General features: G+C 39.9%; 1 protein-coding gene. It reads right to left on the bottom strand.

Annotated elements, in window-relative coordinates:
- A partial coding sequence (locus U3A58_RS21960; protein WP_465038369.1) for a CARDB domain-containing protein occupies positions 1-4,214 on the bottom strand: 4,214 nt, incomplete at its 3' end.
- Between the last annotated feature and the right edge of the window lie 2,383 nt (positions 4,215-6,597).

Here is a 6,597-nt window from a genome sequence, read left to right as displayed (position 1 = left end):
GGATCGGTCAACAATAAACCGTCATTTCTGACACCGACCGGATCACCTACCGAACAGTTGTCAGTAGCACTTGCACTAACTATCACAGTTGCAGAGCAGAGTCCTGCTTCTGCATCCACAGTTTGATCTCCGTTGGTGTTGATTACCGGAGCTTCAGTATCAGTTACTGTCACAGTCTGTTCTACCGGAACCGCATCGTTGTTATGGATATCGGTCACAGTCCAGGTGATGGTGGTCGTACCCACTGGGTAAGGATCAGTCAATGGAAGCCCATCGTCTCTTGTTCCGCCAACCTCCCCAACTTCGCAGTTGTCCAAGGCTGTCGCAGAAACAATCTCAACCACAGCACCACATTGTCCTGCATCCGCTGTCTGGGTGATATCAGAAGCTGCGGTGATCACCGGAGCCTCATCATCGGTTACCGTCACCGTGAAGCTGGCTGTTTCTTTATTGCCATGGATATCTGTAGCCGTATAAGTGACCGTAGTCTCCCCAACTGGGAAGCTGTCTCCACTGGCAAAATCTGAAGTGAACGTAGCTATAGCACAGTTGTCAGCTGCATCAGCTGCTATCCAAGAAACTAACGTAGCACAAATACCCGCATCTGAATTGACTTCAATGTTCGCAGGAACATTCGTGATTACTGGCTTAACTTCATCCAATACGGTTACGTCCACCGCCTCTGTAGCGACATTCCCATTGGTATCTACGACTTTGTAATTCACTGAATTTAATTGACTAACATTTGTGCAGCTGAAGTCAACTGTGTTTAAACCATCTTCAAAGTAATACTCGGCTATTCCGCAATTATCAACAGATCCATTTTCAACCATAGCTATAGTTAAAGTGCCTGAACCTAAATCATTGAGATAGACCGTTATATTCTGTTTAACATTAATATTTGGAGCTTCTAAATCACTCACAACTATTTCAGCAAATTCCGAAACTACATTAGAATTAGCATCTGTAACTCTTACCTCATAATTTCCTTTAGATAAGTTTTCAAATAGATTTGAGCTAGTATTAGTAGAGATTAGGATCCCTTCTTTAAACAATTCCAGAGTAAATGGACCAGTCCCTGCAAAAGTTATGACTTCAAGTTTTCCATTTGCAGCATCTACGCAGGATTCATTGGTAATGTTGATATCTATTCTGAATATCTCTTCGAATTCAGCAATCACATTTTTATCAGAATCCATAGTAAGAATGAACTCATCTGATGTGCCTGATGCGTCGCCCAACCATTGCTTAAACCTCCATCCTACAGCTGGAATTGCCGTTAAGATAACTTCTGAATCAGGGTCAAAATTGTTTTCATTTGGACTTCTAGTTATTACTCCCGAACCTACAATAGATGAAGTCAGAACGAACTGTAAATTCTCACAATAGCCTTTGGTTATCGAATTATCCTCAAGATTATACTCATAAGGATAAGCATCTACTATTTCTGCATACAGCTCAAATGTGTTACTCAGAACAATGGCCTCAAAAGATATTGGAGTTGTACTTTTTGGACCAACGTTAACTTGTTGCCTTCCAATTTCCTGAAGCTCATCGCCTATTTTATGGTAAAGTACAAGCGTACCCTCTGTACCCAAATCTCCTTCATTTCCTACCAACAAATCAACCGTGATGGTTTCTCCATTTGTTGGACAATCATTACTCAACACTAAATTTTCAAAGTATAGATTTGGTGCATCTCCTACAAAAATTGTTCGAATTGCTGTATTGTTAACCCGGTTAGGATCCTCCAGAACCTCCTCAACATCGATGATTGCCTGCAGTTCTTTTAACCCTCCGATTACACTGCTGTAAGGTTGAGTGATTGCAACTGTCCCATCTTCTCTAGCTCCTACTCCTGCAACTAATACATCATCACCGAGCTGAACGCCATTCACATTCAAACGAACTTTGAATGGTCCAGCCGGAACGATTCCAATGTTATCAAACGAAACAAAGACATTGACTTCCTCTCCCAGATCAGGATTGATTTTGGTAGGAGATATATAAGGTGGCAAAACTCGTAAATCCGGTCCAGGTGAGTTAATGGTAATCTGCCTCGAATAGCTATTATCTCCTTCGTTACACTCAGCATTCTCCTCTGTTTCATCTACTACCACTTTTAGCGTAAATGTGCCAGGCTCTGTGAAAATGTGTGGAATCGAAATGTAATTTCCATACCCAGAATAGGTTGTCGGCACCTCAGGCAATATGGTCTCCTCGATTAATTCATCATCCAAATAGAATCTGACATTTACATTATTTGGAACAAAAATCCCTGAATTTTGAATATATGCGTAAAGATTTTGAACCGTGTAGACTTGGAATCCCCCTCTCCAAACTCCATTTAAAGTGCCTATTGAGGGGCGCAAGTCCACACAAAGTGGAAGAACAGCAATATTGTTTGACTCAGAAATCTCATCTATTTCACCCAAATTGTCAGTGGTAAAAGTGATACTATGATTTCCATAGTTGGCTATTTGAGTTACAACCTCTAATGAATCCACAGCCTTTTTGACCAGCCCTTCAGTATAGCGTGAAATCTCTACTCGTTCTACACCATCTTCTATAATGGATAACTTATTTTCAAATGGGTCTATCAAATCGGTATATCCATTATTGAGGAACTTAGCTTTTATGGTAAAGTTTTGACCTGGAATAGGCAACTTAGGATCCACTGATAAATAGTACCCTCCAGTCACTAAATCAGGTTTTTTAGGTAAATAGGTGATCTGCTTAAGGGTAACGTTATCAGTTTCGTCACCTTCGGCTATTTCCCCTGAACCAATCGGCTCATCTACCTTAACTTCTATAGTATGAGGTACAGTAGTCGTGAAAGTGTATGAAAGTTCAAAAATCGCAATCCCACAGCGAACGATTACCGGAACATCTCTGGAATTAAAAAGCTCACCATCAAGGTATACATTCACATGAACAACTTCTGGAGTAGCAATACCTCCATCATTTTTTACTCTAACAGAGAAAGTATAAGGATCTTCCAAATTGAATGTGGCAGCACCGGTAATGCTTGGGCTCAATTCAGGGTTAGCACTATAGTTTTTAAAGTTCTTCGTTTCTGAATTGTTACTTTCTAGTATTTCAGCTACCTGATTAAAAGGATCCACAACTATAGAAACACTGCAACTCCCACTCGAACAACTATTGATCACGTTAGGAATAGTGACAAATGGATATTCTATAAATTCCCCTGGATTCAAAGAAGCCACCACAAATTCTGCTAGTGTTCCTTCGCAGGTGCTGTAGCGAACCACAAAATTCTCGGCCACAGCTTTACCTATATTTTTGACTTTAGCCGTTGCGTTTACTGGTTGTCCAGCTAGAAAATAATTTGTAGCGCCATAATCAATCGTAACAGTACCAACTAAATCTGGCTTTTCGATATAATCGGGATCCTGAATCACAGAAATAGGCAATGGTCCGAATGCCTTTACAAAACGTCCGTCATCCACCGAGCCTGAAATGGTATAATTGCCCGTCACAGGGAATCCTGTAAAAGTGGTACCAAAGGTTCCTAGTGATGAAGTAGAAGTTGTTCTGACTCTTCCGTCGCTCACAACCCAACTAACTGTAGCATTTTTCACTTTAGGTGTAACAGCAGGGTCTAAGCCTATAAAGCTCGCCAATCCAGATACGGTTACATTTTCATCAAGGAAATAGGTTGATTTATTGGTGTTAACAGTAAGCGAAATGCCTTCAGGAAGCGCATAGAATCGAATTGCGAAGTTATTCAACTCATTTTTCTCAAGCAGAACCTGAGCAGAGTCCAGTACTACCTTGACTTCATGGAACCCTGAATTAGTGAAAGCATAATCAAATGAATACTGTGTAGATGATTGAGGTCCTACCGCTGTGATTTGGTCTGTTTTGATAAGTGTCTGATCATCGAAAATATAGATATCAAAATTCTCAGCTAGGTAATCTGAGGTATTTGTGATTTTGGCAGTAATCGTAAAAGTCTCACCTATAGCGGGCTCATCATCACTGAACAAAATATCATTTGCAAAAATTGCGATGTCCAAGAAATCAGTTGTCACTAATGGACGATTACTTATAAGAGGAGCGGCAAAACAGCCACCACTATTTGATGTTTCAATTCGAGTACTCCAATCGGCATCATTCGTCAATCCAGAAACAGCAACGACATATATCTTACCATCCGTGACATCCAGATCCGCTGGATCTTCCTCTAACATCACAAACTCTAAGTTTTGTAGTGCCGAACTCATCAGGACTTTTGGATATCCAGCTCCTGGAAGTGCGCCATTCTGCTCGGAATACTTAACCCGGAAAACAAATTCTGTTTCATCAGTTCCAACCGTAGGATTAACGAACACGCTTTCATAGTCTGTGTCACCCACAAATTGAAGACTTGGGATTTCTGCTACTTCAACATTGGTTTGTAATGTAACCGAGCAACCATTTTCATTGGTCACTTTCACTGAGTAAGTTGTCGATATTAGTGGACTTACTGAAATAGAAGCAGTGGTCTGACCATTACTCCAGAGATAAGATGTACCTCCAGTTGCAGTGAGATTCGCGATTGTGTTTTTACATATAATTTGATCCGGAGTAATCGAAGCTATAATATCCGGGTAATGCGTAATATTCTTTTCAGCACGGTCATTAATTGGGTTTTCATCTGTTCCAATCAAATACCCCGCAATCAGATAATCTGTTTTTAAATTTAAATCTGCTTTCTGGGTGAAGGTATATGTATAAATTTCTCCAGGGGAAAGCACTAATCCTACAGGCAAAGTCTCCTGTACAATTTCATTTCCATCAATGGAAAAAGCTAGAGTTAAGTTTTCTGCAAAAGTAGTCCCTAAATTTTCTATACGAATAGAAACTGACTCCTGTGAAGTCAAAGAACAATCTGAAGATGGAGCAGTGATTTGATTAATAGATATATCCAATCCATTTACAGCAGTAAACTCAACAGCTCCCAAACTTACAGGCTCTGTTCTAGGATTACCTTCAATGTCATCGGTTACTATGGAAGTCAAATCAAACCCATTAGCAGCCAATGCTTCATTCTGTGGAATCAGATTAGAACTAGAGAAAAAGTCTGAATTAACAGTAACTGAANTGGAAGTCAAATCAAACCCATTAGCAGCCAATGCTTCATTCTGTGGAATCAGATTAGAACTAGAGAAAAAGTCTGAATTAACAGTAACTGAATTCAAATCTATAGAAGAAGTACTCCTCCAAGTAGAAAGATTAGAAACTATGGTATTTCCCCATACTCCCAGATTACTTCCTGCAGTAAAAAGGTTATTAAAATTACTTTCCTCAATAGCTGATATCGTAGACAACTTCAAGGCGTAACCTGTTCCAGATTGGAAAATATTGTTGATGAATTTATTGTTATTTCCTCCAGAAACATAATCCAAAGCCGCACCAGCTGATTGATTCCAGATGGAATTATGATAGAACTGAAGATAGCTTGACGTGGACAAGTAAACAGCTCGATTTGGGCCCTCGGAGTAGAAGAAATTATTATAAACCAAATTTAAAATAGAAGCTGAACCAGCAATATTTACCAACCTGAGGGCATTACCTTTTCCACTGACAACTCGGTTATCTTTTACTAACAATCCTTCCGAAACATTCTCAGCATAAATCGAAATCTGATCTTCCGAAGAGCTGGTATTAAGCGTGTTTCCAATAATTTCCGGGTTTAACTGATTGTTGAGATAAATGCCTCTAAAACCTATTTCATTTAGTGTATTTCCGCTTACTAGTGTTCCTGACATGCGATTATTACTACCATTCGAGGAGATATATATACCATAAAGTCCACCTGTTAACGTGTTATTTAAAACCCGGATATTTTGCCCAAATGAAGGAGCAATATCAAGCGCTTTCTTCGATGCGCTAGTTCCTGTTGAAATTGGACTTTCAATTTTCAATCCATCAAAAAGTAAATTAGTCGCCCGATTTCTTATTTGGATAACTTGAGCTATTCCAGAAGTTTCAAAAGTCAGGTTCTTAAAAATATAATGTTCAGCATTATCCAGCTTCAAGGTATAATCTACTGTATGGCTGATTAATACGAGGTCTGGATTTTCATTTACTGATTCAAAAGTGATTGTAAAAGTATCGGAGGCACCTGAAACCGATCCCAAATTAACTTGTCCAGTATAAGTGCCATTAGCGATTAAAAAACGAACTGCTCCTGAAATTCCATTCAAGGTCAAAGCTTCAGAAGCTGCAGCAAATGAAGGAAAGTTTCGGTCTCCACTTCCATTCGGATCAAGGGTATAATCACCTATCAAAGGTTGGCCTGCTATCGCAAATTCATTTGCTCCGATACTTACTGGAGCTGTTCTAGGATTACCATCAATATCTGTGGAAACAAATGAAGTTAAATCAGCTCCAGCTTCTGTGAGACTCGGACTTTGAGCCAATAAATCGGTAGCAGAAACATACTGTGGATCAGCATTCAATGAATTCGCGTCTTTTCCGGATAACGTTCTCCATGCGGCAAGGTCTCCCGCATCTGTTCCGCCAAGCCTTCCCAGGTAAACCCCAGAAGTGAAAAAATCATTGTAATCCACCTCTGCCAAACCCGTGGAA

The sequence above is a fragment of the Algoriphagus persicinus genome, from assembly GCF_035156415.1.
Taxonomy (GTDB): domain Bacteria; phylum Bacteroidota; class Bacteroidia; order Cytophagales; family Cyclobacteriaceae; genus Algoriphagus; species Algoriphagus persicinus.
The sequence above is the reverse complement of the archived record's forward strand: the minus strand, read 5'-3'. Positions and strand labels throughout refer to the sequence as shown.